Raw genomic sequence first — 24,414 nt, forward strand, 5'->3', positions numbered from 1 at the left:
GGATCGACAGGCGCGCGTGCGGGGGTAGGGGCTTGCGTTGCTCCCCTCCCTTCCAGGGAGGGGAGGGAAAAGCCGTTACCCCTCCGCCCACGCCGTCAGCAGCGTGAACGCGATCGCATAGGCAGGCGGCGGCAGGAACGGTCCGTCGCCCCCGGCGAGCACCGTCCGCACATCCTCGCGCGAGACCCAGATCGCATCTTCCAGCTCGTTGGTATCAAGCGTGATCGTGTCGTTCTCGGCCATGCCAACGCACGCCACCATCAGCGAGGACGGGAACGGCCACGGCTGGCTCGCGATATAGCGCACGTCGCGCACCCGCACGCCCGCTTCTTCCATAATCTCGCGCGCGACCGCTTCCTCGATCGATTCGCCCGGTTCGAGAAACCCCGCGAGCGCCGAATAGCGCCCCGGCGGGAAGGCCGGCTGGCGACCGAGCAGCGCGCGCCCGTCATGCTCCGCGATCATGATGACGACGGGGTCGACGCGCGGGAAATGCTCCGCGTTGCAATTCGGGCAGCGGCGGCCCCAGCCCGCGCGGAACGGCGCGGTCTGCGTCCCGCAATTCGCGCAGAACTGATGCCGGCTGTGCCAGTCGAGCACGCTGCGCGCGGCGGCATAGGTTGCCGCCTCGCCCGGCGCGAATTGGCCGAGCAGCCCGAACAGCCGGGGCGAGCGCCCGGGCGGCGCGCGCATGCCGGGGATGTAGGCCGCGAAATGCCCGCGCCCGGCCTCGTCGAGCCCGAGCAGCACGAGCTCGGCCCCGTCGGGCACGTCGGCCAGCGTCGTCCAGCCGAGCGTGCCGTCGCCCATCAGCACCGGATCGAACCCGTCGAGCCGGAGCAGCCGCGAGCGCCAGTCCCCGGTCAGCGCGGCGAGCCCCGCTTCGTCGTGGCGCAGCGCGTCCGCCCGGTCGAGCGTCCCGCCCGTAAACCCCGGAGCGATCACCGCTTGGCCAGGACCGGTGCGAGGTCGGCGTAGATCGCCCTGGTCGCATCCGCGCGGAGCGGGTATTTGTCGCTCGGCAGATAGTTGACCATGATCGTCGCGCGAACCTTGTTGACCGGGTCTACCCAGGCGATCGTCCCCGCAGCGCCGCCCCAGCCGTACGTGCCCTTCGCCGGACCACCGGGCGCGTCGTACAGCGTGACCGAGCCCCCCGCGCCGAAGCCCTGCGGGTTGGTCGTGCCCCCCGTCGCCGAGACCGCGCCCGGATAGACCACGCCGAGCGGGAGCAGGTTGGACATCGCGAGCGCGACGGTCGCTGGCTTGAGGATCCGCTTGCCGTCGAGCGTGCCGCCGTTCTGGAGCATGTGGAGGAAGCGGTCGTAATCGCCCGCCGACATCACCAGCCCGGCGCCGCCATAAGGGAAGCTCGGCTTCTGCAGATAGACCGAGGTCGCGGCCGGATCGAGCGGGACACGGTTCGCGCCGAGGATCGCATAGCCGGTCGCGAGCCGGCGCGCGTCGGCTTGCGGCACGGTGAAATAGGTCGACTTCATCTTGAGCGGCTTGAAGATCCGCGTCTCGAGGAAGCGGTCGAACGGCATCTTGCTCGCAACCTCGATCACGCGGCCCATCACGTCGAGGCCGATCGAATAGCTCCAGCGCGTGCCCGGCTCGGCGATCAGCGGCAGCGTCGCGACCTTGTTGGCGAACGCCTCCAGCGTCGCGGGGCGCTTGAGCCGCATCTGCGCCTCGCTTTTCGCGTCCGAGGTGAACGGGGTGATTCCCGCGTCCTCATAGGCCTTGAGCAGCGGGCCCTTGGTGATGATGGTGTAGCCGAGCCCGGCGGTGTGGGTGAGCAACTGGCGGATCGTCATCGCATGCGTGGCGGGCAGCGCGACCAGCGAATCCGGGCTGACCTGGACCTTCATATATTTGAAGGCGGGAATGAAATCGCTGACTTTCTGGTCGAGGCCGATCTTGCCTTCCTCGATCAGGATCATCGCCGCCATCGCGGTGATTGGCTTGGTCATCGAATAGACGCGCCACAGGCTGTCGGCATCGGTCATCGCCGCGCCGGGTTCGTCGCCCAGCTTGCCGTCGGCGATGACAGCGGGGGGCGCATCGCCGCGCCCGATCACGCCGACGATGCCGGGCATCTTGTTGGCGGCGATATAGTCGGCGAACAGCTTCTGCGTGGCGGGCAGCGCCGGCGCGGTCGCGCCGCGCGCTTCGGTCTGCGCGGCGGGGCGGGGTGCCATCGTCGGCGCGGGTTGCTGGGCAAATGCGGTGCCGGCCATGAGGGCGGCAAGGGTAGTTCCTGAAACCAGATACCGAATCATCACGCTCTCCTGTTTGCCGCCCGTATCGTCGTCGCCGCCTTGGCAAAGACCGTCGGCAGCCCGGCCGAGTCGAGCTCGGCGACGGGCCACCATTCACCCGAATCGCCATGCCCACGCCCGCGCGCCACGGCAAGCGACAGTTCCAGCCGGAAGTGCGTGAAAACATGCGCCACCGTATCGGGAAGCAGCGTCCAGGCGGCGGCCACCGGCGGATCGGCGAGGCCGGGCGGTGCTTCTGTCCACGGCCCCGTCGGCAAGGCGCGCATCCCGCCGAGCAACCCGCGCGGCGGGCGGCGGACGAGCAGCACGCGGTCGTTCTGCTCGAGCCAGAAGATCGTGCCGTGGCGCTGCGGCTTGACTGCCTTTGGCTGCTTGATCGGGAAACCCTCGGGATTGCCCCGGGCGTAGGCGGCGCATTCCGCCGACAGCGGGCAGGCGAGGCAGCGCGGTGCGCGCGGGGTGCAGACGCTCGACCCGAGGTCCATCATCGCCTGCGCAAAATCGCCCGCGCGCGTGTCCGGGGTGATCGTGTCGGTCGCTGTGCGAATTTCTGCTAACCCTTTGGGAAGAGGGGTTTCTATAGCAAACAGCCGCGCGACGACACGTGCAACGTTCGCATCGATTACCACCGCGCGCTCCCCGAACGCGATCGCGGCGATCGCGGCGGCGGTATAGGCGCCGACCCCGGGGAGCGCGCGCAGGCCCGCCTCGGTTTCGGGGAACCCGCCCGCCGCGACCACGGCGCGCGCGCAGGCATGGAGGTTGCGGGCGCGGGCATAATAGCCAAGCCCCGCCCACGCCGCCATCAGATCGCCCTCCGGCGCCGCGGCGAGCGCCTCGACGCTCGGCCAGAGCGCGACGAACTCGGCGAAGCGCGGGGTGACCGCGGCGACTGTCGTCTGCTGGAGCATGATCTCGGACAGCCAAACGCGATACGGATCGGGCGCGTTGCTGCCTGGGGCGGCGCGCCACGGCAGCGTGCGCGCATGGGCGTCGTACCAGGCGAGCAGATGTAGGGGCAAATGACGGGCGATATGGGAAGGACGCTTGGCGGACACGGCCCCGCTATGGCATGGACGGCGCAATGAGCACCAGCGGCACCAAGGCCCCCACCAAGACAAAGCTTCCGCCCGCGCAGCCCGAGCATCGCCGCGGCGGCCGCGCGCGTTCGGTCGCCGAGCTTTTGCCCGACGCGGGACGCGCCGCCTTCCGCCGTTTCGGCTTCGTCCAGAGCGCGGTCGTCACGCGCTGGGGCGAGATCGTCGGGCCGCGCTACGCCAACGTCTCCGCGCCCGAATCGATCAAGTTCCCGCACGGCGAACGCACCGGCGGGACGCTCAACCTCGTCGTGCGCGGCGCGCATGCGACGATGATGCAGCATATCGCGCCTGAGATCATCGAGCGGGTCAATCGCTTCTTCGGCTATGCCGCGATCGCCAAGGTGCAGATCCGGCAGGGCGACGTGATCAGCCGGCCCAGGCGCACGCCCCCGCCGGTGCTCCCGCCCGCGCCGGTCGAGCTCGGCGCGAGCCTGCGGACGATCGCGGATCCGGAATTGAAGGCGGTGCTCGAAGCGCTTGCGGCAGGGGTGGCGGCGTCGCGCGGCGCGCCGGTGATCGGGGAATAACGGATGCGGAACTTGGGGTGGGTCGCCGCGCTGGCGACCGTTGCGATGGTCGCGCCGCTGGGCGCAGCACCCGTGCGGCACGCGCCGGCGCGCCGGGCTGCGGTCGACTGGACGCGGACGGTGGTGCGGACGCCGGAAGGCGGCGTGCGGATGGGCAATGCGGACGCCAAGGTCAAATTGGTCGAATATGGTGCGCGCACCTGCCCGACCTGCGCCGCCTTCGCGATCGACGGCGCGCCCAAGCTCGTCGCGGGTTATGTCGCGACGGGTAAGGTCAGCTACGAATTCCGCGATTACCCGGTGCACGGCGCGCTGGATCTGGGGCCGATGCTGCTCGGCGATTGCGTGCCGCTGCCGCGGTTTTTCCCGCTGTTGCAGGCGATGATGGCGCAGCAGAAGACGCTGGTCGGGCGCGATGCGCAGATCCCCGACGCCAAGGGCAAGGAACTGGAGAAAGCGACGCCCAATGCGGTAGCGGCCTATCTCGCGGAATTCTACGGCTATACCGATCTGGCGGTGAAGATGGGCCTGACGCGTCCGGCGGCGGCGGCCTGCCTCGCCAATACCAAGGCGGTCGACGGAATCGTCGCTCGCGCCAATGCCGCACAGACGAGCTACAAGATCAGCGGGACGCCGAGTTTTGTCCTTGGAGGCAAGCTGCTGCCCAACGTGTATAGCTGGGATGCGCTCGAACCCGTGCTCAAGACCGCGCTTGCCGCCCGATAACCCCGTCACCCTAGGAGCTATTCCACGATGAAAACCCGTATCCTGGCGCTCGCGCTTCCCGCTCTCGTGCTGGCAGCCTGCGGTAGCGGCACGTCCGGCAGCGGCAACACCACCGCCGCCAGCGCACCGGTCGCCGCGAAGGCCGCCCCCGCCGGCAAGAGCTGGACCGACACGGTCGTCAAGACCGGCGACTATGGCTATCGCATGGGCAACCCCGATGCGCCGATCAAGCTGGTCGAATATGGCTCGCGCGCCTGCCCGTTCTGTGCGCAGTTCGAGGCCGAAGGCTTCCCGCTGCTCAAGGCGCAATATGTTGCGAACGGCAAGGTTTCCTACGAGTTCCGCGATTATCCGATCCATGGCGCGCTCGACATCGCGCCGATCCTGCTCGGCCACTGCGTCGATGAAAGCGCGTTCTTCCCGCTGCTCGAGGCGATGATGGCGAACCAGCAGACCCTGCTCGCGAAGGAGCAGGAGGTCGGCCAGAAGGTCCAGGGCATGCAGGGCGCCTCGCCGCAAACGATCGCGACGACCTTCGCGCAGGATCTCGGCTATCTCGACTTCGTCAAGCAGCGCGGCGTTCCGGACGCCAAGGCGCGCGCGTGCCTGGGAGATTCGACTCAGCTCGATGCACTGACCAAGGCGACCGCCAAGGCCAATGCGGATCACAACGTCCAGAGCACGCCGACCTTCCTGATCAACAACGAGCCGGTCGAGCTGCAGCCGACCGGTCCGGCCTGGCCGCAGCTGGAACAAGCGCTCAAGCGCGCCGGCGGCTGATCTGGCAGGGGGCGGGAGGCCCGGGGGGATGCAGATCAAGCGGCTCAGGCTGTCGGGGTTCAAGAGCTTCGTCGACGCCGCCGATCTGCGGATCGAACCCGGGCTGACCGGAATCGTCGGGCCCAACGGCTGCGGCAAGTCCAACCTGCTCGAGGCGCTCCGCTGGACGATGGGGGAGACGTCCGCGCGGTCGCTGCGCGGGGCGGGGATGGACGACGTGATCTTCGCGGGGACGTCCACCCGTCCGGCGCGCGATTTCGCCGAAGTTTCGATGCTGATCGAAACGCCCGGGGCGGCGGGGCCGAAGGAGAGTGAAGTCGTCCGCCGGATCGAGCGCGGGACGGGGTCGGCCTACCGGATCGACGGGCGTGACGTTCGCGCGAAAGACGTTGCGCTGTTGTTCGCGGATTCGGCGACGGGCGCACATTCGCCCGCGCTGGTCAGCCAGGGGCGGATCGGCGCGATCATCGCCGCCAAGCCCGCCGAGCGCCGCGCGATGCTCGAGGAAGCCGCCGGGATCGCGGGGCTCCACGTTCGTCGCCGCGACGCCGAGCAGAAACTGCGCGCGACCGAGGCCAATCTCGCGCGGCTCGATGAACTGATTTCGGACCAGGACGCGCGCGCCGCATCGCTTCGGCGTCAAGCGAAACAGGCCGAACGCTATCGCGCGCTGTCCGACCAGATCCGCGCCGCCGAAGCGCGCATGATCTACGCGCGCTGGCGCGATGCGCAGGCGGCATCCGATGCGGCGAAGGCCGAGGCGGCAACCTGCGAGGCGCGTGTGTCCGATGCGGCCGAGGCGCAGCGCGCGGCGGCGGCCTATGCGCTTGCCGCGACCGAGGCGTTGGGGACCGCGCGCGCGGCCGCACAGGCGATGCGCGATGCGGCAAGCGACGCGGCGCATCGCCTGGCGACCTTGCGGAGCGAGCAGGCGGCGGCGGTGCGGCGGCGTGATGAACTTGCGGCCGGACGCGCGCGGCTGGCGGAGGACCGGTTGCGCGAAGGCGCGCTTGCGCACGATGCCGCCGGGGCGATCGCGCGGTTGACCGAGGAAACGCGTGCCACCGAGACGCGGCTGGCCGAAATGACGGCGCGCGTTCCGGCGCTGGAGGCGCGCCAGGCCGAAGCGGAACGCGCCGGGCGCGACGCGGAGGTGGCGCTGGCGCAGGGGCTTGCCGCACAGGCGACCGAGGCAGCGGACGCGCGCGTGGCCGAGGCGGCGCTCGCCGCAGCGCGCGCGCGCGCCGATCGCAGCGCGCGCGATCTCGCCCGGGTGACGGCGGAAGCGGCTGCGTTGGGCGATGCGGCACCGCTGCTGAAGGATCGCGCGATGGCGCAGGAAGCCCGCGCGCAGGCGTTGCAACATGGGGAAGATGCGCGCGCCGGTCTCGCGCGCGCGGATGCCGACGAACGCGGTGCGCGCGATCAGCGCGACCGGGCGCAGGCGACGCGGTCGGGCGCGCATGCCGATCTGGCGGCGCTCGACAGCGAGGCGGCGGCGCTGACGCGCGCGACCAAACGCGACGGGCGCGACCGCGTGCTCGACCGGATGCGGCCCGATCCGGGCTATGAACGCGCGCTCGCGGCGGCGTTGGGGGATGATCTGGAGGCCGGGCTCGATCCGGTGGCCGAGCGGTTCTGGGCGGGCGCCGATGCGCAGCCCGAAGATCCGGCCGTGCCGCCTGGCACGGTGCCGCTCGCGACCCACGTCGTCGCCCCGCCGGCGCTGGCGCGGCGGCTGTCGCAGGTGTTCGTGGTGGACAGCGATGACGGTGTCGCGCTCGCGGTCGGGCAACGATTGGTGACGCTGCGCGGGAGCGTGCGGCGCTGGGACGGCTATGTCGCCAAATCGGGCGGGGCTGCGGCGGCCGAGCGGCTCGAGCGGATGAACCGGTTGCGCGCGATCGAGGATCAGCGGCCGGCGGCAGTGCGTGCGGTCGACTCCGCCGATGCCGAACTCGCACGGATCGATGCGGCGATCGCCGAGGCGCGAACTGCGGCGGTCGCGGCACGGCGGTTGCTCGAGAGCGCGGAGAGTCGCGCGCGCGACGCAGCGCGCGCCGAAGACCGCGCGACCGCCGCAATCGAGCGGATCGAGGCGCAACGCACCGACCTGGCGGCGCGGCGCGCGCGGGTCGAGGCGGATCATGCCGAAGCCGCCGCTGAAGCAACGCGCGCCGCCGCGACGCACGCAGCGCTTCCCGATGGCAGCGCCACGCGCGCGCGCGTGGCTGACCTCTCGCGCGAAGCCGAGCACCGTCGCGCCGAGATTGCCACCGCACGTGCCGACCGCGCCGGGGTCGACCGCGACCTTGGCAGCGCGCGTGAACGCCTCGCGGCGATGGCGGCAGAAGTGAAGGGCTGGCGTACGCGCGCGGGCGAGGCAGCCAAGCGGATCGCGGACATGGACAAGCGCGACGCGGCGCTCTTGGTGGAAGCGAAGGCGCTGGCCGGTCGTCCCGAGGCGCTCGCGGCCGACGTCGTCGCGCTGGAAGCGGCCCATGCCACCGCGCGCACCGATGCCGATGCCGCCCAGGCGGCCGAACGCAGCGCCGACGTGGCGCTCCGCGCCGCCGAAGCAACCGCCGCCGCCGCTGCCGAAACACTCGCGCAGGCGCGCGAGGCGCGCGCTGGCGCGGCGGCGCGCGCGGAGAACCAGGAACTGCGCCGGATCGAGATGAACCGGCTCGCTGGCGAGCGCTTCCAATGCCCCTCGGTGCTGTTGCCCGAACGAGTCGGCTTTGACGGCGCGACGGTGCGCGCGCCGGCCGAGGAATCCGCAACCCATGAGAAACTGAACGTCGATCGCGAGCGGATCGGCCCGGTCAACCTCGTCGCGGAGAGCGAGCTCGCCGATCTGGAGGCAGCGTCGCAGGGGAATGCCGCCGAGCGCAAGGAACTGGGGTTGGCGGTCAACCGGCTGCGCGGATCAATCGGCACGCTCAACCGCGAGGGGCGGCAGCGGCTGCTCGCTGCGTTCGAGGCGGTCGACGGGCATTTTCGGCGGTTGTTCACGACGCTGTTCAACGGCGGTAGCGCGCATCTCGAACTGGTCGATTCCGACGATCCGCTGGAGGCCGGGCTCGAGATTATGGCGCAGCCGCCGGGCAAGAAGCTGCAATCGTTGACGTTGCTGTCGGGTGGGGAACAGGCGTTGACCGCCGTGGCGTTGATCTTCGGGCTGTTCCTGACCAACCCCGCACCGATCTGCGTGCTCGACGAGGTGGATGCGCCACTGGACGACGCCAATATCGAGCGGTTCTGCGACCTGCTCGACGTCATGACCCGCGAAACCGAAACGCGCTATTTGATCGTCACCCACAATGCGGTGACAATGAGCCGGATGCACCGGCTGTTCGGCGTGACCATGATCGAGCAAGGTGTAAGCCGGCTGGTCTCGGTAGATCTCAGTGCGGCCGAAACCTTACTGGCGGCGGAATAGGCGCCGGGCCGTCACCCCGGGCCAACCCGGGGTGACGGAGGCGGCATTAGCGGCAGCGGTTCTTTGCGGTGATCGTGCGATCGATCGCGCGACCCGCGAACGCCCCGCCGACACCACCGGCGATCGTACCAAGCGCACCATGGCCGAGCACCGAATTGCCGAGCAGCGCACCACCGACGCCGCCCGCGACGAGGCCGGTCGTTCCGCTCGAATGGCGGCACGTACGGTAATGGCGACGCGCATGCCCGTAATAGCGCTTTTTCGCTTCGGCCTTGGTCGTCGGCAGGGTCATGCTGACCGGAACGACCAGCGATGCGGCCGCGAGCGAGAGGAGGAATTTGCGCATGAGGGGTTCCCTGGAAACTTGTTGTTAAGGCGCAACGTGTTGATGTCGATTAAGTTGCAGTGCCACATAAGTGAGTGCCTACGGTGTACGACATTCGGGAAGATCCCGCCAATGCAACCGAGCGTCAGCGCACCGCGAGCGTCGGAGATGCGCCGTTGCGGGTGCGCAGCGCCTGCGCCCCGCTGACCCCGATCCCTGCGCCCGTATCTGCGACCATGGGGTTGTGGGAATGCGACCTGCTGTCGCACGCGCTGGCATGGAGCGACGGCGTGTACGACCTGTTCGGACTTCCGCGCGGCGTAAAGATCGACCGCCGAGAAATTGCGGGGCGCTATACGCGTCAGTCGCGGATTGATCTCGAACTCGCGCGACTGGAGGCGATCCGCGATTGCACGGGTTTCATGCTCGATGCGCAGATCGAAGTATCGGGCGGGGCGCGCTGGATCCGGATCGTCGCGCAAGCCGAGGCGGTCGATGGCAAGGCGGTCCGCTTGTTCGGATCTAAGCATGACGTGACGTTCGAACGCGCCTTGTGGGCGGCGCAGGGACGCGCGCTCGACGTCAAGCCGTGTCGGGGGCCGTCCGCGGACACAGAACCCATGCGGGCGCCGGTCGTAGCAACGACGACCCGATAAGCCACAGCATCGACGCGGCGCGGAACGTCGCTGCGACGGCAATGTCCGACGACGATGCCGCGGGATGATATCCATCGATCCCCGCGAACCACCAGAATTCGGCGAAATACGCCGCGATATCGCCCAGCGCGAACCACGCCACCGGCCACAGCCGATAACTCGTCAGGACCAGCATCGGATAGAGCCACAAGTCGAACTGGGGGGAATAGACCTTGTTGGTCAACAGGAACCAGGCGAGCACTGGCGCGAACAGCAGCCACGGCCGCGCTCGGTGGCGGATCCAGCCCAGCCCGACGATCATCGCGGCCCCGCCGAGGAAGACCAGGCCGGACCACAGGTTGCGTGTCGGGACCGGCGTGACCCACCAGCCCGCTTGCGCCAGGATTTCCCAGACCGACGCCGCCGTGCCGGATCGCGCGGAAGAAAAGGTGTAGAATTCCGACCAGTTGGCGAAGGCTTGAACCGCGATCGGTGCATTCACCAGGCCCCAGCTACCGATGGCTATGGCCGCCAGGACTGTCGCTGCGCCGACCCGTCGCCAGACCCCGCCGCCCCCGCGAGCGAACAGCGCTGCCAGCCCGAAGACCGGAAGCAGCAGCACCGGAAACAGTTTGGCGGCACTGCCCAGTGCCGCCAGCGCGGTGGCGATCCGCAGGCCGCCGCGCCGCGCGAACAGCACCGCGGCGACCGCAAACGTCACCGCAAGCATGTCCCAATTATGCCCGAGATACAGGACTAGCGGCGGCGCGCCTGCCCATGCAAATTGCCGTGTGCGATCGACTCTGGCCCGTCGCATCATTGCGAGGACCAGGAACGCCAGCCCGGCATTGACCGCAGCGACAACGAACAGGAAATGCGCCGCCGTTGCGCCCGACCCGAACAGCGTTCGCGTGACGAGCCCCTCCGCCCAGATCAGCCAACCGGTGAGCACCGGATATTCCATCCGCGCCTCGAGGTACGGGATCTGCCCTGCCGAAACCCCGCGCAGTCCCCAGAACGGCACCGCATCGCTGTAACATCCTGTGAGATACTGGATGTCGCCGAGCCAATAGGCGCCGCAATGCCCCTTGAACGCCCAGCCGAGCAGGCAGGTGATTGCCAGCACCCAGCGTGGATCGATCCGCTTCGCCCAGCCGTTCATGATCGCCTCCTTCGAAGGCAACGCCTTATATCGCCGGGATTAAACCGTCGACAGAAGGCGAAAAGGAACGTAGAGAGAACATCATGGCGCAACTCGATGTCCAGCAAAAGCTTGCGATCCTTGCGGACGCGGCGAAATATGATGCTTCCTGCGCTTCCTCGGGTTCCGTCAAGCGGACGTCACGCGACGGCAAGGGCGTCGGGTCGACCGATGGCGGGATGGGTATCTGCCATGCCTATGCGCCCGACGGACGGTGCATTTCGCTGCTCAAGATCCTGCTGACGAACAGCTGCATCTTCGACTGCCATTATTGCATCAACCGCAAGAGCTCGAATGTCCGCCGTGCGCGCTTCACCGCGCAGGAGGTCGTCAACCTCACCCTGTCCTTCTACAAGCGCAATTATATCGAGGGGCTGTTCCTCTCCTCGGGGATCATTGGCTCGTCCAACTACACGATGGAGCAGATGGTCGAGGTCGCGCGGTCCCTGCGCGAGGATCATAATTTCCGCGGCTATATTCATCTCAAGACGATTCCCGATGCCGATCCCGCGCTGGTCGAGCAGGCTGGGCTCCATGCCGATCGCCTGTCGATCAACGTCGAGCTGCCGACCGTCTCGGGGCTCAAGCGGCTTGCGCCCGAAAAGTCGGCGGTGCGGATCGAGGATGCGATGGCGGAGACCAAGACCTCGATCATCGACGCGACTGATGCCCGCAAGAAGTTCAAGTCCGCGCCACGCTTCGCGCCCGCGGGGCAATCGACCCAGATGATCGTCGGCGCGGATGCCGCGACCGACGGCGACATCGTGATGCGTGCCTCGTCGCTGTACAACAGCTTCGATCTGCGCCGAGTCTATTATTCGGCGTTCAGCCCGATCCCGGATGCCAGTACCGTGCTCCCGCTCCAGCGCCCGCCGCTAATGCGCGAGCATCGGCTGTATCAATCGGACTGGCTGATGCGCTTCTACGGCTATACCTCGACGGAAGTCGTGTCGGCGGCGGACGAGACGACGGGGATGCTCCCGCTCGACATCGACCCGAAGCTCGCCTGGGCGCTCAAGCATCGCGCGATCTTCCCGGTCGACGTCAACCGCGCGCCGCGCGAGCGGTTGTTGCGCGTGCCAGGGCTGGGGGTGAAGGCCGTCAACTCGATCCTCGCCGCACGCCGCTGGCGGCGGCTGCACCTCGCGGATGTCGCGCGACTGACCGTGTCGATCACCAAGCTGCGCCCGTTCCTGATCGCGGAGGACTGGCGACCGCTTGCGCTCAGCGACAAGGCGGAATTGCGGCCTGTCGTTGCACCCAAGGTGAAGCAACTGGAGTTGTTCGCCTGACGGGCAAAGGCCCGATCGGGAGGATGATACGATGCACAGGGTAACGCTGGCCGAGCCGGACGATTTCGACGGCTGGCGCGAGGCTGCGCGCGGGCTGGCGGTGGCCGGGGTCGCGCCTTCGGACGTGACGTGGCAGGTCGGCGACGCGCCGGTCGACCTGTTCGGCGAGGATCTGCCGCTGCCGCACAGCGACGCGCCCGCCTTCTCGGTATCGCGCGGCTTCGTCGATCTTGCGCGCAAGGCGCTGCTGCACAGCGATCCCGAGCGGTTTGCGTTGCTCTATACGCTGCTGGTGCGGCTGCGCGACCGGCCCGGCGCGGTCGAGGACAAGGCCGACCCGCTGGTCCGCAAGCTCGAAGGCTTCGCGCGCGAGGTGCGCAAGGACATCCACAAGATGCGCGCGTTCGTGCGCTTTCGCGAGGTCGAGGAGGAGGAGAAGGCGCGGTTCGTCGCATGGTTCGAGCCCGAGCATCATATCGTCCGTTACAATGCCGGCTTCTTCCTCGATCGCTTCGCCAGCATGCACTGGTCGATCCTGACCCCCGAGATCGCTATCCACTGGGACGGCACGACGCTTGCCGAGGGGCCGGGCGCATCGAAGGCGGATGCGCCAGCGGGCGACCCGATCGAGGATGTGTGGAAGACCTATTACGCGTCGATCTTCAACCCGGCGCGCGTCAAGATCGGTGCGATGCTCAAGGAGATGCCGCGGAAATACTGGAAGAACATGCCCGAGACCGCGCTGGTCCCAGGGCTGATCGCCTCGGCGCAGGCACGGGAGTCAGGCATGATCGCGAAGGCAAGGGACGAGGTCGGCGGCAATAGTGTGATCGCGTGGGATGCGCTGCGCGACGAGGCATCCGCATGCACGCGCTGCCCGCTTTATGGGCCGGCGACGCAGACCGTGTTCGGCGAAGGCCCGGTCGATGCGCCGCTGATGTTCGTCGGTGAGCAGCCCGGCGACCAGGAGGATCTGGCAGGACGGCCGTTCGTTGGTCCAGCGGGGCAATTGTTCGACCGTGCATTGGCGGCGGCTGGGGTCGACCGAACGCGCACCTATGTCACCAATGCGGTCAAGCACTTCAAGTTCGAGCAACGCGGCAAGCGGCGAATCCATTCGAAGCCCGGTGCGGGGGAGATCGAGGCGTGTCGCTGGTGGGTCGAGCAGGAGCGGTTGCTGGTCAAGCCGCAGGTGACGGTCGCGCTGGGGGCGACCGCGGCGCGGAGTCTGCTCGGGCGGGTGGTGACGATCTTGAAGGAGCGTGGGCGGCCGATTGCGCTGGCCGATGGCGGGACGTGCTGGATCACGGTGCATCCGAGCTACCTGCTGCGCCTGCCCGATCCGGCGGCCGCAGAGGTGGAGTTCGGGCGGTTCGTCGAGGATCTGCGGATGGCGGGGGCCGGGGTGGCGGGGTTTGCCGGGTGAGGCCCATCCTGTCATGCAAGACTTGTTCGAAACCTCATGTGTTCTCCCGCGAAGGCGGGAGCCCAGGAGTCGCGAACGCTATCGTCGGTCATTCTGCCTGGCCCTGGATTCCCGCTTTCGCGGGAAAACAGTATGTGGGAGGCGTAGTCGCCGCTCTCCAAGGCTTCTGACGCCAGGATCAAACCCAAGCTAACCCGGAGGATCCATCGTTCATTAGGATAAAGATAGGTGGGGAGCTTCTGTTGCTCGGTGCTCCCCGTACCGCCGGTGTCCGCTTCTGTTGCCCGGTGCGGCCCGAACCGCGCTTAGCTTAGTAACCTAGACCGTGAGGCCTTGAGTTACGCTGCAATCGCGAGTGCTTCGTTATCGTTTGCACTTGTGGTTTTGAGCCTTTTACAGGTTACTCAGCCCGGGAAAAAACAGCGCTTTTCGAAACACGTCGATCCTGCTTCGGCCCCGTCATGACCGGTCTGGCTGAAAGCCGTGGCCGGTTGTGGTGGAGCCGCCGGGTACTGCCCCCGGGTCCGTTGTATCTATTGCACGCCGCACTTTATCGCCATAGCCGGGCGAACCCGGCAGAACCGATATAGGCATTGCCGCACGAATGGGAAGCGTACAAAATTAGGTCAGCGCCTTTGACTCGCCACAAAAGCGGTGCATGGGCTATAGTATCATGCTTACCCAACGGTCCCGCTACGCCCTGCGCGCGATGATGTTCCTGGCTGGTGCTCCCAAGGGGAGCCCGCCGATCCCGATGAACCGGATCGCCGCGGAAGCAAACGTCCCGCGCAAGTTTCTCGAACTGATCCTCGCCGACCTGCGCGAGGCGGGGTTCCTCCACAGCCACCGCGGCAAGATGGGCGGCTACTGCCTGTCGCGTCCGACCCACCTGATTTCACTGGGCGAGATCATCCGCGTGATCGAGGGGCCGCTCGCGCTGGTCCCGTGCGTCAGCCGTACCGCTTATCGCTCGTGCAAGGACTGCAAGGACGAGGCGACCTGCGCAATCCGCCACGCGATGATGCGCGTCCGCGATGAGACCGCGCGGATCCTCGACGGGACCAGCCTCGCGGATTCGATCGCCGAGGATCTGGTCGCGGCCTGACGGGGCGCTTGCAGGATGATACTCGAGTCACCCTAGGGAGGGCCGGGGCCGTGTCGTTACCCAGGCGCGGCGGCGTGCCGTATTGTCGGTCGCGCCACATAACACGGCGGCCCCGGCCTTCGCCGGGGTGACGGGCGGATTACCGCCGCTTCAGTTCATCCCGGATCTCGCGCAGCAGCGTCACGTCGGCGGGTTCGACCGGCTCGGCGGGGACTTCCGGCGGTTTCGGCATCAGGCGGTTTACGCCACGCACGATCAAGAAGATGATGAACGCGACGATCACGAAATTGACCGCGGCGGTCAGGAACGCGCCATACCCCAGCAACGGCACGCCGGCTTTCTTGAGGGCGGCATAATCCGACGACCCGGCAAGCGCGCCCGGCACCTTGCCCAGCACCAGGAAATAGCTCGAAAAGTCCAGCCCCCCGGTCAGGCGCCCGATCACCGGCATGATCACGTCGTCGGTCAGCGACGTCACGATCTTGCCGAACGCCGCGCCGATGATCACCGCGACGGCCAGGTCCAGCACGTTTCCGCGCGCAATGAAGGCCTTGAACTCCTTGAACATACATCGTCCCCAACCGATTTCGTTTCGCGTGGCCATCGTACCCCGCTATCATGGGGGCGCAAGGTCTGGAGGGATCCTAACAATGAAGTACCGCACCCTGTTCGTCGCCTCGGCCGGTCTGGCGCTCACGGCATCGCTGTCCGGTTGCGGGCTCAACAGCGTCCCGACGCAGGAAGAAAACGCCAAGGCCAAATGGGCCGACGTAGAGAATTATTACCAGCGCCGGGCCGACCTCATTCCGAACCTCGTGGCCACGGTGAAAGCCGCCGGCGCACAGGAAAAGAGCATCCTCGTCGAAGTGACACAGGCGCGCGCGGGCGCGAACCAGGTCAAGCTGACGCCCGACCAGCTCAACGATCCGGCCAAGGTCGCCGCCTATGAGAAGGCGCAGTCCAACGTGACCGTGTCGCTCCAGCGGCTCCAGGAAGCCTATCCCGAGCTCAAGAGCCAGGCGAATTACGCGACTCTAATGGACCAGCTCGAGGGTACCGAGAACCGTATCTCGACCGCCCGCCACGATTACAACGGCGCGGTGCAGAGCTATAACACCACGATCCGGACCTTCCCCGATGCGATCGGTGCGAAGATTTTTTACGGGGCGAAGCCGCTCGTTCCGTTCAAGGCGACGACCCCCGGTGCCGAAGCCGCGCCCACGGTGAACTTCGGCAACAGCAATTGATCATGGGGCTCAGAGGGCCCGTCCGATGCAGATCCTGAAATCGTTCCTGCTCGCGGTGGCGGTGCTGTTCGGCACCGTCACCACCGCCGCCGACGCGCAGACCTATCCGAAGTTCACCGGGTTGGTCGTCGACGCGGCGAACGTCCTGCCGCCCGCGACCGAGGCGGACCTGACCGCCAAGCTCGAGGCGTTGCAGAAGGACACCAAGCGCCAGCTGATCGTCGCGACCATTCCCAGCCTCGAGGGGCGCGAGCTCGAGGAATATGGCGTCGGGCTCGGCCGCGCCTGGGGCGTCGGACTGAAGGACGTCAACAATGGCGCGATCCTGTTCATCGCGCCCAACGAACCCAAGGGGCATCGCGGGCCGCGGATCGAGGTCGGCTACGGGCTCGAACCGTTCCTGACCGACGCCTTCACCGGGCGCGTGATCCGCGAGCAGATGATCCCCAAACTGTCGCAGTCGGGGGACATTCCCGGCGCGATGGAAGCGGGCACAGATGCGCTGATCAAGCAGCTGCGCGCCTCGCCCGAGGAAGCCAAGGCGGCGACCGATGCCGCGGCGGCGGCGTTCGACAAGACACATCGCCGCTCGACCAACAGCGGCGGGGGGATTCCGTTCGGACTGATCTTCTGGGGCATGGTGATCGGTTTCGTCCTGCTCTCCGCTTTGCGGCGGCGCGGCGGTGGTGGGCAGCAGTATCGCAGCGGGATCGCGCCCGCGATTCTCTGGGGCGCGACGCTCGGCGGCTGGGGCGGAGGCACCGGGGCCGGTGGAGGTGGTGGCTGGGGCGGCGGTAGTGGCAGCGGCGGATCCGATGGCGGATCCGACGGCAGCTGGGGCGGCGGCGGCTTTACCGGCGGCGGCGGCGGATCGTTCGGCGGCGGCGGCGCATCGGGGGATTGGTGATGGCACGGACACCACGGCTGACGCCCGACGATCATGCGCGCGTGCTTGCCGCAGTCGAGGCCGCCGAACATGGCACCGACGGCGAGATCGTGACGATCGTCACCGAACGCTCTGATTCCTATCATGATGCGGCGCTGCAGGTGGCGATCCTCGCGATGCTGCTGGTCGTCGCGCTCGCCGCGGTCGATCCGCTGCGGATCGAGCTGTGGCTCAGCGGCTTTACGCAAGGGTGGGACGCGGCACCCGATCCACGGCTGTTGCTCGGCGCGTTGCTGGTGGTCGAGACGCTGGTGTTCCTTCTGGTGCGGCTGGCGCTGTCCTACATGCCCTTGCGGCTCGCGCTGGTCCCCAAGGCGACGCGGCGGCGGCGGGTGCGGCGGCGGGCGATCCAGTATTTCAAGGTCGGCGCGGAGCGGCGGACCGAAGCGCGGGTCGGCATCCTGCTGTATCTGTCGCGCGACGAACGGATGGCCGAAATCGTTGCGGACGAGGGCATCCACCGTGCGGTCCCGGCCGAGCGCTGGGGCGACGCGATGGCGGCGCTGGTGCACGAGACGCGTGACGGCAGGCCGGGCGCGGGCATGGCGGCGGCGGTCGAGCGGATCGGCGCGATCCTGTCCGAGAGCTTCCCCAAGACCGAGACCGACCGCAACGAACTTCCCGACAGGCTGATCGAACTATGACCGCAGCGACGGTGTGGGCGGGCAAGTACATCAAGGTCATCAAGGACGGGACCTGGGAATATGTCGGCCGCGCCCGCGGAATCGAGGCGGCGGTGATCCTCGCGATCGACGACGGGCATGTCCTGCTGGTCGAGCAATATCGTGTGCCGCTGGGCAAGCCATGCCTGGAGTTGCCGGCCGGTCTGGTCGGCGACGAGGAAGCGGGGGAGGACGTGCTCGATTCCGCCGCCCGCGAGCTGGAGGAAGAGACCGGATATCGCCCGGACTCCGTCGAATCGCTCGGGTTCTTCTATTCCTCGCCGGGCATGGTGTCGGAAGGCTTCACGCTGGTCCGCGCGCGCGGGTTGCGCCGGATTGGCGATGGCGGCGGGGTCGAAGGCGAGAACATCACCGTCCACCGCGTCCCGGTCGCCGAGATCGCAGCGTTCGTCGCAGCCAAGCGCGCAGCGGGGGTGGCGATGGATGTGAAGTTGCTGCTGTTGCTCGGGGCGGGGATGCTGGCGACATAAGCCCGTTATGCCGGCGTAGGCCGGGGCGGCGTCACTGTGCTCGCGTGGCATTCGATAGCGCGCCGGCCCCGGCCTTCATCGGGGTGACGGCGGCAGTTCTGACGACCACCGCAAGGGTCATGCGCGTCACCCCGGCGCAGACCGGGGCCGCATGGTTACTCTCACACGGCGTTCGATAACGCGCAGGCCATGGCCTGAAGTAACGGCGGTCCTACCGAAAGTTGTCGGCGTAGCTCTGCAGTTTGAGCGTACGTTCGGGCGCCGGAACGATCGTGAACGCAAGCCCCTCGCGCTCGGCATAAGCGACTGCGGCTTCCTGCGTCGGGAAGGTCAGGCGCACCTGGTCGCGCGTGTCGCCGGATCCTGCCCAGCCCGTCAGCGGATCAGGGACCTTGGGTTCGGCGGGTGCAAAATCGAGCACCCAGATCGAGGTGCGGGCACGCCCGGAGGACATGGCGTTCTTGGGGCGCTGATAGATTCGGGCGGTCGACATGGCGTCTCCTTATCGTGCTTCGCGCGCGCGCGCATCTGCGTTTTTCGTCCGCAGCGTCGCCGAGGCGGCGGCAGGGTCGTCGGGCCACGGATGGCGCGGATACCGCCCGCGCATTTCGCGCGCGACGTCCGCCCAGCTGCCCGCCCAGAAACCGGGCAGGTCGCGCGTGGTCTGGATCGGGCGGCCGGCGGGGGAGGTGAGGCTCAGCACCAGCGGCACGCGCCCGCCGCCGACCATCGGATGCGCCGCCAGCCCGAACAGTGCCTGCGGGCGAAGCTCGACGCGCGGGCCACCCTCGGCGGCGTAGTCGATAGCATGGCCGCTCCCGGCCGGACTGTGAAAGTGCGTCGGCGCAAGCCGGTCGATCGCGGTCAGCGCGTCCCAGCCGATCACCCCGCGCACCGCATCGGTCAGCGCCCCCTGTTCGATCGTGTCGAGCCGCCGCTTGCCTTCGAGCAGCGGGACCAACCATTCGTCCGCGCGCGCCAGCAGCGCGGCATCGTCGAGCGCGAGGTCCGCGCCGCCATGCGCGGCGGCGAAGGCGGCACGGTGGCGCAGCGCCTGCGCCGAGTCGCTCCACGGCAGACAGGAAAGGCCATGCGTCCTGATCCCGTCGACCAACGCGGTGGTGATCGCAGCGGGGTCGGCGGTGGCGTCCGGTCCGCTCGACAGCCGCAACGCGCCGAGCCTGCGCTCGCGTTTCGTCACGACACCCCCGGTCGTAGGGTCGAAGGTGACGGTGCGGTGCGTCGCGATCCGGTCGCCGAACAGCGTGTCGATCGTCGGCAGGTCGATCGCGGCAGCGGACAGGATCCGCGCCCCCGAGGCGAGTCCCTGCGTTTCGGCCACTGCCAGCCATTCCGCGCGGGCTAGGCTAGCGGTCGGGTCGAGCTTGAACCCGCGCCCGCCGACCGACGCCCAGGTCTCGCCCGAGGCGTCACGGCGGCGCGCGATCCGGTCCGGGAAGGCCAGCGCGATCGCGGTGGCGGTCGCTTTGTCCCGCTCTCCGCTCGCGGGGGGAAGGCGGGTCGGAGAAAGCGCGGCCCAGCGCCTGGCCAGCTTGCGCCCGGCCTCGGCGCGTTGTCCCCGTTCGCCATGCCATCGGCGCCGGCGCGATCCGAGGTCGACGTCGCTGCCGCCGAGCCCGCGCTCGCCGAGCAGCACTGCAACCTCCGCCGCGGTCGACGCGAATCCCAGATCGCCCGCGCGCACCAGCATGTGGCCGAGCCGCGGCGCCAACGGGAGTCGCGCGATCGCCTTGCCATGCGCGGTGGGGCGGCCATCGGCGTCGATCGCGTCGAGCGCCATCAGTCGGGTCCGGGCCTCCTGCACCGCCGCCTCGGTCGGCGGATCGAGCCACGCCAGCGCGCGCGGATCGGCGACGCCCCATAAGGCACAGTCGAGCGTCAGCGCGGACAGGTCGGCTTCGAGGATCTCGGGCGGGTCGAACCGCGGCAATCCGGCGGTGGCGGCTTCCTCCCACAAGCGATAGGCGACCCCCGGCCCCTGGCGCGCCGCGCGGCCCGCGCGCTGCGTAACCGCCGCCTGACTCGCGCGCTCGGTGACGAGCCGAGTCATTCCCGCCGCCCGGTCGTAGCGCGGTCGCCGCGCCAGCCCCGAATCGACCACAACGCGAATGCCGTCGAGCGTCAGGCTGGTCTCCGCAATCGCGGTCGCCAGTACGATTTTGCGCATACCGCCCGGATCGGACGCGATCGCGGCACGCTGCGCGGCGGGATCGAGGCTGCCGTGGAGCTTGTGGAGCACGATGCCGCTGCCAAGTCCCTCGAGCCGCTCGGCGGTCCGTTCGATCTCGGCAACGCCGGGCAGGAAGGCGAGCACCCCGCCGCTTTCCTCGCGCAACGCAAGCCGAATCGCCGCAGCAACCGAATCCTCGATCCGCTGCTCGCCCGCGCGGCCGAGATGCCGCAGCGTCAGCGGAAACATCCGGCCTTCGCTTTCGATCACCGGCGCGTCGCCCATCAGCCCGGAAAAGCGCGACCCGTCGAGCGTCGCCGACATCGCGAGCAGCCGCAGATCAGGCCGCAACCCGCCCTGTGCATCGAGCGCGAGCGCCAGGCCGAAGTCGCTGTCCAGACTCCGTTCGTGGACTTCGTCGAACAATACCGCCGATATGCCCGCGAGTTCGGGGTCGTCCTGGATGCGCGCGACGAAGATTCCTTCGGTCACCACCGTCACCCGGGTCATGGCGGAGCGCTTCGAATCCATCCGGGTCGCGTAACCAAACGTCTTGCCGACCGCCTCGCCCGCCAGCGCCGCCATCCGCTCGGCCGCCGCGCGTGCGGCAAGGCGGCGTGGCGACAGCAGCAGGACTTCGCCGGTGCACCACGACTCGCCCAGCAACGCCGGTGCGACAGCGGTGGTCTTGCCGGCCCCCGGCGGCGCGACGAGAACGGCGTTGCTGCCGTCGCGCAACGTCGCGAGCAAGTCGGGAAGGACGGCGAAAATCGGAAGCCCGCTCATGCCGCCGTCCGTGCCATCCCACGGCGTCGGGGGACAGCCAAATCCTGCGCGGGGTGGCAAGCGAGATGCCATTTGCTATATCGTTCCGGTACCGAACCGAATGGATGGGTGATGGGCGCGCGCGTACTGATCGTCGGACTCGACCCCGATCTCGTCGATTATACCGATCCCGATCTGCCCCCCGGGATGGACGCAGCAAGGGTTCACGCCGGTCTGGTAGAGGTCAATGCGGCCTTCGCCGCGCGCGGCGACCACGTCGACACGTGCGTCCGAGCGCGAGGCTTATGACTGTATCGTGATCGGCGCCGGGATCCGGCGGCCGCAGCGCAACCTGCCGCTGTTCGAGCACGTCGTGAATGCGTTGCGCATCCATGCGCCGGATACGCCGATCGCCTTCAACACGACGCCAGCCGACAGCGTTGCCGCGGCAGATCGCTGGCTGACTTCGGCTTCGGCGTCCTAGTATCACATTGGCAGGCAATGATAGGGCGCGTTCCGGACGGAGGAACGCGTGGCTGGTCATCAACACAATCATCATCATGGTCAGCATAACGATCATGGGCATAGCCATGGCGGGCACGGCCACAGCCATGCGCCCGCGAGCGGGCACGATCGTGCCTTTGCGGTCGGGATCGCGCTCAACCTAAGCTTCATCGTGGGCGAGGTCGTGTTCGGGCTGATGGCCCATTCGGTGTCGCTGCTGGCGGATGCCGGACACAATCTGTCGGACGTGCTCGGTCTGGGCGCCGCATGGGCGGCGATCGCGCTGGGGCGGCGGTCGCCTTCCAAGCGGTTTACCTATGGGCTGAAGGGTTCGACGATCCTCGCCGCGTTGCTCAACGCCCTGCTGTTGCTCGTCGCGCTCGGGGCGATCGTTCTGGAAGCCGCGCAGCGGCTCGCCATGCCCGCGGCGGTCGATGGCCCGCTGGTCGCCTGGGTCGCGGGCGCGGGAATTCTGATCAATGGGATCACCGCGCTGATGTTCCTGCGCGGCAGCGCCGACGACATCAACATTCGCGGTGCCTATCTCCACATGGCCAGCGACGCGATGGTGTCGGCCGGAGTCGTGGTGTCAGGGGTGTTGATCTGGTGGACCGGTGCCATGTGGTTGGACCCTGTGGTCAGCATCGTCATCGCGGTCCTGATCTTCCTGCAAACCTGGGGATTGCTGCGCGAATCGGTCGAAATGTCGCTTGCCGCCGTACCGCGCGGAATCGATTCAGACTTGGTTCGCGACGAGTTGCAGGAGCTGCCTGGGGTCGCCCGCGTCCACCACATCCATATCTGGCCGATGAGCACGACGGAGACCGTGCTTACGGCGCATTTGGTGATGCCGGGCGGGCATCCAGGCGACGCCTTCCTCGAATCCGCGCGAGCGATGCTGAAGGACCATTTCGGAATCGGCCACGCGACCTTGCAGGTCGAACTGACGACGTCGGACATGTCGCCGGAGCCGCAGTGTCGCGCGCATTGACGGCCTGCCGACCCGAACTAGGGCGATTCAAGACGCGGTCATGCTGGTCGTGACGGTAGTGAAGGTCGCCGATAGCTTGCTTCCCAGCGATTGCATCGCGGTCATCGACGCCACGGCGATGAGCGCCGCGATCAAACCATATTCGATCGCGGTGGCGCCACGCCGTTCGTTCCAGAATCGCTTCATGTCGTTTCCCCTGCCGCATTGACAGGGAATTGGTGACGCCGAAAGCTTGCCAGCATTTGGGCGCGCGCCTCCGTATCTCTACGGTATCGCGCGCCTTCGAGCGTCAATAGGCGCGCGCGACCGCGAACTCGACCGCTTCGATCATCGAGTCCTTTGCCTTGCCATTGGCAAAGACGCCAAGCGCATCGATCGCACGCTGTCCGTAATGCCGGGCGCGCGCGAGCGTGTCCTCGACCGCGCGAGTCGAACGGACCAGGGAAATCGCGCGGGCGAAATCCTCGTCCCGATTGCGATGGCCTTCGATCGCCGCCTTCCAGAAGGTACGGTCCTCGGCTCCGCCGCGCGCATAAGCGAGGATCACGGGTAGCGTCGCCTTGCCCTCGCGGAAGTCATCACCCGCGTCCTTGCCCATCGTGCCCGCGTCCGAGACGTAATCGATCGCATCGTCGACCAGCTGGAACGCAATGCCGAGGTTGCGGCCATAGGCGTCGAGCGCGAGTTCTTCCGACTCGGGACGTTCGGCGACGACGGCGGACACCCGGCATGCGGCGGCAAACAGCGCGGCGGTCTTGGCGCCGATGATGTCGAGATAGCGTTCCTCGGGCGTGTCGACCCGGCGTGCCGCTGTCAGCTGGTTGACCTCGCCCTCCGCAATGATTGCGCTCGCGCCAGCAAGAATGCCGAGCACCTTGAGCGACCCGTCCTCGACCATGAGCTCGAACGAGCGGCTGAACAGGAAGTCGCCGACGAGTACACTCGCCGGATTGCCCCAGATCAAATTGGCGGTGCGCTTGCCGCGCCGCAGGTCGGAGCCGTCGACGACATCGTCGTGGAGCAGTGTCGCGGTGTGGATGAACTCGACCGCCGCGGCGAGCCGGTGATGCCGCGTTCCGGTATAGCCGAGCAGGCGCGCGCTTGCGAGCGTCAGCATCGGGCGCATCCGCTTGCCGCCGCCGGCGATGAGGTGACCCGCCAGTTCGGGGATCAACGGGATCTGCGATTGCATGCGCGACAGGATCACCGCGTTGACCATGTTCATGTCGCCCGTGACGAGCTGAACCATGGGTTCGAGCGACGGGGTGGGCCGTGTTTCGCCCAGGCGGTGGATCGTGGCGGTCATGTGGACTGCGATGTGGCCGCGTGGCGTCGCAAACGCAACCCTTTGCGGGTTGCACAGGGCGCCTGGGTCCCGCAAAAAGACGCCTCACGGGACGGGAGTATGCTGGTGTCCGACGAAACGCTCAACGGATACCGCCAAAGTATCGACAATATCGATGCTGCGCTGGTCTTCTTGCTGGCTGAACGGTTCAAGGTGACCAAGGCGGTCGGGCGCTACAAGGCGCGCGCCGGATTGCCGCCGGCGGACCCCGGGCGTGAGGAAGAGCAGATCGCGCGTCTGCGCGGCCTGGCGGACGATGCGCAACTGGACGCCGATTTCAGCGAGAAATTCCTGCGGTTCATCATCGACGAGGTGATCCGCCACCACGAGCGGGTGCGCGAAGCCGAATAGCATCGCAACCGACCACGTCGCGCGAGCAGCGGCGCAATCGCGCTGTACCCGCGCGCCAACCGATGGCAGACGGTGCC

General features: G+C 67.9%; 26 protein-coding genes and 1 other RNA gene. 16 read left to right on the forward strand and 11 right to left on the reverse strand.

The genetic code is table 11. From position 1 onward, the window contains the following. Positions 1–75: 75 nt before the first annotated feature. The 3 genes from nudC to L8K25_RS08750 are packed head-to-tail and all read right to left on the reverse strand — an operon-like array spanning position 76 to position 3,295. Entirely contained in the window at positions 76–945 is an 870-nt protein-coding gene (nudC, locus tag L8K25_RS08740; protein WP_242138485.1) for an NAD(+) diphosphatase, read from the reverse strand. After that, the gene (locus L8K25_RS08745) at positions 942–2,285 is read right to left on the reverse strand and encodes a serine hydrolase domain-containing protein (protein WP_242138486.1); all 1,344 of its coding nucleotides are present in this window, start codon (positions 2,283–2,285) and stop codon (positions 942–944) included. The genes nudC and L8K25_RS08745 overlap by 4 nt, the downstream gene beginning before the upstream one ends. Beyond that, the gene (locus L8K25_RS08750) at positions 2,285–3,295 is read right to left on the reverse strand and encodes an A/G-specific adenine glycosylase (RefSeq protein WP_242138751.1); all 1,011 of its coding nucleotides are present in this window, start codon (positions 3,293–3,295) and stop codon (positions 2,285–2,287) included. The genes L8K25_RS08745 and L8K25_RS08750 overlap by 1 nt, the downstream gene beginning before the upstream one ends. A gap of 62 nt (positions 3,296–3,357) precedes the next feature. On the opposite strand from L8K25_RS08750, the gene L8K25_RS08755 reads away from it, so the two are divergent. Genes L8K25_RS08755 through smc form a run of 4 tightly spaced genes read left to right on the forward strand, consistent with a single transcriptional unit; the run spans position 3,358 to position 8,860 of the window. Next, positions 3,358–3,912, forward strand: coding sequence for a DciA family protein (locus tag L8K25_RS08755; RefSeq protein WP_242138487.1), 555 nt, complete (start codon positions 3,358–3,360; stop codon positions 3,910–3,912). A 3-nt stretch (positions 3,913–3,915) separates the two neighbouring features. Continuing rightward, entirely contained in the window at positions 3,916–4,638 is a 723-nt protein-coding gene (locus L8K25_RS08760; RefSeq protein WP_242138488.1) for a thioredoxin domain-containing protein, read from the forward strand. Positions 4,639–4,665: 27 nt separating this feature from the next. Further along, positions 4,666–5,418 carry a thioredoxin domain-containing protein gene (locus L8K25_RS08765; protein ID WP_242138489.1) on the forward strand — a complete coding sequence of 251 codons (753 nt, stop codon included), beginning with the start codon at positions 4,666–4,668 and terminating at the stop codon, positions 5,416–5,418. A gap of 28 nt (positions 5,419–5,446) precedes the next feature. Next, on the forward strand, positions 5,447–8,860 hold the full coding sequence (gene smc, locus L8K25_RS08770) for a chromosome segregation protein SMC (RefSeq protein ID WP_242138490.1): 3,414 nt from the start codon (positions 5,447–5,449) through the stop codon (positions 8,858–8,860). 46 nt (positions 8,861–8,906) lie between these two features. Here smc and L8K25_RS08775 read toward each other — a convergent pair whose 3' ends face one another. Beyond that, the gene (locus L8K25_RS08775) at positions 8,907–9,206 is read right to left on the reverse strand and encodes a hypothetical protein (RefSeq protein ID WP_242138491.1); all 300 of its coding nucleotides are present in this window, start codon (positions 9,204–9,206) and stop codon (positions 8,907–8,909) included. Between the two features lie 83 nt (positions 9,207–9,289). Here L8K25_RS08775 and L8K25_RS08780 point away from each other — a divergent pair, with 83 nt between their 5' ends. Continuing rightward, the gene (locus L8K25_RS08780; protein WP_242138492.1) at positions 9,290–9,841 is read left to right on the forward strand and encodes a hypothetical protein; all 552 of its coding nucleotides are present in this window, start codon (positions 9,290–9,292) and stop codon (positions 9,839–9,841) included. On the opposite strand, the gene L8K25_RS08785 is transcribed toward L8K25_RS08780, so the two are convergent. Further along, positions 9,768–10,982 (reverse strand): hypothetical protein, encoded by a 1,215-nt coding sequence (locus L8K25_RS08785; RefSeq protein WP_242138493.1) that lies wholly within the window; start codon positions 10,980–10,982, stop codon positions 9,768–9,770. The two genes, L8K25_RS08780 and L8K25_RS08785, sit on opposite strands and share 74 nt — an antisense overlap. Before the next feature lie 83 nt (positions 10,983–11,065). Here L8K25_RS08785 and L8K25_RS08790 point away from each other — a divergent pair, with 83 nt between their 5' ends. Together L8K25_RS08790 and L8K25_RS08795 are read left to right on the forward strand one after the other, a co-directional pair. Next, a complete protein-coding gene (locus L8K25_RS08790; protein ID WP_242138494.1) occupies positions 11,066–12,313 on the forward strand; it encodes a putative DNA modification/repair radical SAM protein in 1,248 nt (415 codons plus the stop codon). A 31-nt stretch (positions 12,314–12,344) separates the two neighbouring features. Beyond that, positions 12,345–13,739, forward strand: coding sequence for a UdgX family uracil-DNA binding protein (locus L8K25_RS08795; RefSeq protein ID WP_242138495.1), 1,395 nt, complete (start codon positions 12,345–12,347; stop codon positions 13,737–13,739). A 266-nt stretch (positions 13,740–14,005) separates the two neighbouring features. On the opposite strand, the gene ssrA is transcribed toward L8K25_RS08795, so the two are convergent. Beyond that, positions 14,006–14,354: a transfer-messenger RNA gene (gene ssrA, locus L8K25_RS08800) on the reverse strand. Between the two features lie 58 nt (positions 14,355–14,412). Here ssrA and L8K25_RS08805 point away from each other — a divergent pair. After that, positions 14,413–14,844 carry an Rrf2 family transcriptional regulator gene (locus tag L8K25_RS08805; protein ID WP_242138752.1) on the forward strand — a complete coding sequence of 144 codons (432 nt, stop codon included), beginning with the start codon at positions 14,413–14,415 and terminating at the stop codon, positions 14,842–14,844. A 139-nt stretch (positions 14,845–14,983) separates the two neighbouring features. Here L8K25_RS08805 and mscL read toward each other — a convergent pair whose 3' ends face one another. Next, on the reverse strand, positions 14,984–15,412 hold the full coding sequence (gene mscL, locus L8K25_RS08810) for a large conductance mechanosensitive channel protein MscL (RefSeq protein ID WP_242138496.1): 429 nt from the start codon (positions 15,410–15,412) through the stop codon (positions 14,984–14,986). A gap of 82 nt (positions 15,413–15,494) precedes the next feature. Between mscL and L8K25_RS08815 the strand changes: the two genes are divergently transcribed. The 4 genes from L8K25_RS08815 to L8K25_RS08830 are packed head-to-tail and all read left to right on the forward strand — an operon-like array spanning position 15,495 to position 18,190. After that, positions 15,495–16,091: a LemA family protein gene (locus L8K25_RS08815; protein ID WP_242138497.1), complete on the forward strand. Its 597-nt coding sequence runs from the start codon at positions 15,495–15,497 to the stop codon at positions 16,089–16,091. A gap of 25 nt (positions 16,092–16,116) precedes the next feature. After that, the gene (locus tag L8K25_RS08820; protein WP_242138498.1) at positions 16,117–16,998 is read left to right on the forward strand and encodes a TPM domain-containing protein; all 882 of its coding nucleotides are present in this window, start codon (positions 16,117–16,119) and stop codon (positions 16,996–16,998) included. Then, positions 16,998–17,681, forward strand: coding sequence for a TPM domain-containing protein (locus tag L8K25_RS08825; protein ID WP_242138499.1), 684 nt, complete (start codon positions 16,998–17,000; stop codon positions 17,679–17,681). Before L8K25_RS08820 ends, L8K25_RS08825 begins: the two co-directional genes overlap by 1 nt. Next, positions 17,678–18,190, forward strand: coding sequence for an NUDIX hydrolase (locus L8K25_RS08830; RefSeq protein WP_242138500.1), 513 nt, complete (start codon positions 17,678–17,680; stop codon positions 18,188–18,190). Before L8K25_RS08825 ends, L8K25_RS08830 begins: the two co-directional genes overlap by 4 nt. 211 nt (positions 18,191–18,401) lie before the next feature. On the opposite strand, the gene L8K25_RS08835 is transcribed toward L8K25_RS08830, so the two are convergent. Further along, positions 18,402–18,683, reverse strand: a complete 282-nt coding sequence (locus L8K25_RS08835) for an ETC complex I subunit (RefSeq protein ID WP_242138501.1) — start codon at positions 18,681–18,683, stop codon at positions 18,402–18,404. A gap of 9 nt (positions 18,684–18,692) precedes the next feature. Beyond that, positions 18,693–21,167, reverse strand: coding sequence for an ATP-dependent helicase HrpB (gene hrpB / locus L8K25_RS08840; protein ID WP_242138502.1), 2,475 nt, complete (start codon positions 21,165–21,167; stop codon positions 18,693–18,695). A gap of 111 nt (positions 21,168–21,278) precedes the next feature. Between hrpB and L8K25_RS08845 the strand changes: the two genes are divergently transcribed. From L8K25_RS08845 to L8K25_RS08855, 3 genes are read left to right on the forward strand one after another with little or no spacing between them, the layout of a single operon-like run. Then, positions 21,279–21,455: a hypothetical protein gene (locus tag L8K25_RS08845; RefSeq protein WP_242138503.1), complete on the forward strand. Its 177-nt coding sequence runs from the start codon at positions 21,279–21,281 to the stop codon at positions 21,453–21,455. Positions 21,456–21,462: 7 nt separating this feature from the next. Further along, entirely contained in the window at positions 21,463–21,630 is a 168-nt protein-coding gene (locus tag L8K25_RS08850) for a hypothetical protein (RefSeq protein ID WP_242138504.1), read from the forward strand. Positions 21,631–21,678: 48 nt separating this feature from the next. Then, entirely contained in the window at positions 21,679–22,641 is a 963-nt protein-coding gene (locus L8K25_RS08855) for a cation diffusion facilitator family transporter (protein ID WP_242138505.1), read from the forward strand. A 27-nt stretch (positions 22,642–22,668) separates the two neighbouring features. Here the strand turns inward: L8K25_RS08855 and L8K25_RS08860 are convergent, their stop codons facing one another. Together L8K25_RS08860 and L8K25_RS08865 are read right to left on the reverse strand one after the other, a co-directional pair. Continuing rightward, the gene (locus L8K25_RS08860) at positions 22,669–22,827 is read right to left on the reverse strand and encodes a Flp family type IVb pilin (protein WP_242138506.1); all 159 of its coding nucleotides are present in this window, start codon (positions 22,825–22,827) and stop codon (positions 22,669–22,671) included. Positions 22,828–22,930: 103 nt separating this feature from the next. Further along, the gene (locus L8K25_RS08865) at positions 22,931–23,947 is read right to left on the reverse strand and encodes a polyprenyl synthetase family protein (protein ID WP_242138507.1); all 1,017 of its coding nucleotides are present in this window, start codon (positions 23,945–23,947) and stop codon (positions 22,931–22,933) included. A 105-nt stretch (positions 23,948–24,052) separates the two neighbouring features. Between L8K25_RS08865 and L8K25_RS08870 the strand changes: the two genes are divergently transcribed. Next, positions 24,053–24,337, forward strand: a complete 285-nt coding sequence (locus L8K25_RS08870) for a chorismate mutase (protein ID WP_242138753.1) — start codon at positions 24,053–24,055, stop codon at positions 24,335–24,337. Positions 24,338–24,414 lie beyond the last annotated feature (77 nt).

Source organism: Sphingomonas sp. TREG-RG-20F-R18-01, from assembly GCF_022662475.1.
GTDB lineage: Bacteria > Pseudomonadota > Alphaproteobacteria > Sphingomonadales > Sphingomonadaceae > Sphingomonas.